This window comes from Planifilum fimeticola (genome assembly GCF_003001905.1).
Lineage (GTDB): Bacteria > Bacillota > Bacilli > Thermoactinomycetales > DSM-44946 > Planifilum > Planifilum fimeticola.
Genome location: NZ_PVNE01000061.1, coordinates 1 through 2,553 on the forward strand (window position 1 = coordinate 1; position 2,553 = coordinate 2,553).

Below are 2,553 nucleotides of genomic sequence, written 5' to 3' on the forward strand. Positions count from 1 at the left end.
TGGTCCGATATGACCGATATTTGCATATCTATAGAGCTTTTTGCCTGATTGCATTCATTATTTGGTGTGTAAACCGAATTTTGAAATAGCTTCTAGTGTCATCTCTGGCGTGTTGCTTAAAAAGGGGGGCCGAGGTCTCCTTGGGTAATAGCTCTGTACACAATCTTCCAGAGTTCGGTACCCAACTTTATTAATTGACGGAATTGTTCCCGAGATTTATAGTGTAGATATGCAGATCATTGATCTGTAGGGCTTTTTAAGGGTTTGTCGATTAGGTATGGTTTATTTTCCGAACACCAGGTGCTTCGGATTAGACTCGGAGGATGTTTGGAAATCCGGACAATTTTTCGGTCACACTAGGTACACCTCAATAAGACGATTGAAAAAAAGAAATAGCATCAAGGCAAACAGAAATCCGCACCTCAGTAAAGAGGATTAAAATCCCAAGATCATCTCAACAAAAAAGCAAGGACGCTGCAGTGCGCTTGGTCAAGTGGAAGCACTGGTTGGATTCAGGAACTGCCTATTAGTAATAACCAGATCGGAGTGTGGAGAACCTTGAAACGGATGGCCTTGTTGTTTTCTCATACATTAACGGAAGAGCAGAAACGGGAGGCCAGAGAGAAGTGGGAAGTAGGGACGTTTCTTCCTCTTCCAGCCGATCTTCAGTCCCGGTGGTCCCAAGTGCCGCCGGAAGGCCCCTTTCCCGAGGAATGGCTCCAACCGGTATTGGAGTGGTTGTCCCGGGTAACGAGACCGGGAGATGTCGTCCTCGTCCAAGGGGAATTTGGGGCCGTATATCAGGTGGTATCCTGGTGTCACCGAGAAAGCCGGATACCTATCTATGCGACGACGGTCCGCCGCTACGAAAGCCGTAAACTACCGGACGGAACTGTGAAAAACATCCATATCTTTAGGCATGTCAACTTCCGGAGGTTTCCATGCTAACAGGACTTTTCGCAACCCTAAACTCTTTAACGCAGGAATCGGAGGACATGAGGAACTGATTTTCCGAACACCCGGAGCTTCGGCAAAAACCCCGGAGGTGTTCGGAAACTGACGTAGAAAACTAATCATATCAAGGGATTCAGCGCCGTCACAATAAGAACACCTCAGTAAAGAGGATTGAAACATTGTCAACACTTACATCTACATCAACGATTACGTTGTCACAATACAAGCTATTTCAAAAACATGATCTGCCAATGTAAAATGGAAGTATGAGTACGAGACATGAGCTGACAGACGAACAATGGGCTGTGATTGAACCCCTTCTTCCCAAACCCAAACCGGGACCCGGACGTCCGCCCGCAGATCCGCGAAAAACATTGAACGGAATTCTCTACGTGTTGAAAACAGGTTGTACTTGGGCGGACATGCCCCGGCAATATGGTTCTCCCACCACCTGTTGGCGGCGGCTGAAACAATGGTCGGAAGACGGAACATGGGAGCGGATTTGGCGTGCGCTGTTGAGTCGAATGGATGCGGAAGAGAAAATCGAATGGACTCAAGCTTTTCTGGATGGTCGATTTGTTCCCGCCAAAAAAGGGGAAACGGGATTGGAAAAACCAAGGTGGGCAAGGGAACCAAGGTCATGATGGTATCGGATGGAAACGGGGTGCCGATCGGTCTGTATCTGGACAGCGCCCAACATCATGAAATCCGGTTGGCGGAAGCCACCCTGAAAACGGTTCGGGTACCGCAAAGGCGGGGACGTCCCCGAACGCGGCCCAAGGAATTGGTGGCTGACAAAGCTTATGACAGCCGTTCTTTTCGAATGGGGTTGCGCCGACGGGGGATCAAACCCACCATTCCCACCATTCAGCGAAAAAGCCGCAAACCCCGTCGTGGCCGACCCATCCGTGTGGGAGAGGGATACCGCCGGCGTTGGATCATTGAACGCTGCTTCGGGTGGATGAACAATTACCGTCGGTTGGTGGTTCGGTATGACCGATATTTGCATATTTATAGAGCTTTTTGCCTGATTGCATTCATTATTTGGTGTGTGAACCGAATTTTGAAATAGCTTCTAAGAACACCTCAGTAAAGAGAATTGAAACTAGCCTTGTGCGAGCCGAAAAATGGAGAATTCGGGGAAGGAGAAGGTGGAGGTGATGACGGAGGAGCGGAAGCTGGTGGAGAATGAATTTAACAATGCGAAGTGGTGCGAGGCCATGGTTAGTGACAAAGACTCTAATAAGTCCGAGGCTCCCAGGCTCGGACCGGGACTGCTCCGACTTCTAGACCCAAGCTGAAGCCCAGCCTTCTATAAGGCGGCAGGGGGACCGGATTGGAATCCCCACCGCCTGGATCCGGACAAAGACGGCGTAGCGCGAGCCGGTGTTTCAAGAGTTTGTGTTAAAAAAAACGGGCACCCCGTTTCGGGGTGCTGAGACTGCTGACAAAGGTAGCAGGTCAGCAGTCTTTTTTTGTCGAAATCAGAAGATAACACAAAAAGGATAAGGACGGGATGGTATGTTTCAAACCCACTCCCATCGGCAAGGCAGTATTGAATTGGTCAATATCGAAGATTTGGTACCGCAGGATCACCTG

The 2,553-nt window shown here is 49.2% G+C and carries 3 protein-coding genes; all 3 read left to right on the forward strand.

Annotated features, from left to right (window positions below):
• The first annotated feature begins 567 nt into the window (after positions 1-567).
• The 3 genes from csx20 (at position 568) to CLV97_RS18715 (ending at position 2,026) form a co-directional block, all read left to right on the forward strand.
• Positions 568-948, forward strand: coding sequence for a CRISPR-associated protein Csx20 (gene csx20, locus CLV97_RS19055; RefSeq protein WP_106346828.1), 381 nt, complete (start codon positions 568-570; stop codon positions 946-948).
• Positions 949-1,220: 272 nt separating this feature from the next.
• Positions 1,221-1,598 (forward strand): IS5 family transposase, encoded by a 378-nt coding sequence (locus tag CLV97_RS19060; protein ID WP_106346813.1) that lies wholly within the window; start codon positions 1,221-1,223, stop codon positions 1,596-1,598.
• The gene (locus CLV97_RS18715; RefSeq protein ID WP_425440584.1) at positions 1,502-2,026 is read left to right on the forward strand and encodes an IS5 family transposase; all 525 of its coding nucleotides are present in this window, start codon (positions 1,502-1,504) and stop codon (positions 2,024-2,026) included. Before CLV97_RS19060 ends, CLV97_RS18715 begins: the two co-directional genes overlap by 97 nt.
• Positions 2,027-2,553: the final 527 nt, after the last annotated feature.

Excerpts from the sequence above, each read along its gene's own strand:
- csx20 (WP_106346828.1), top strand. The coding sequence starts at position 568 with ATGGCCTTGTTGTTTTCTCATACATTAACGGAAGAGCAGAAACGGGAG.
- CLV97_RS19060 (WP_106346813.1), top strand. The coding sequence starts at position 1,221 with ATGAGTACGAGACATGAGCTGACAGACGAACAATGGGCTGTGATTGAA.
- CLV97_RS18715 (WP_425440584.1), top strand. The coding sequence starts at position 1,502 with ATGGACTCAAGCTTTTCTGGATGGTCGATTTGTTCCCGCCAAAAAAGG.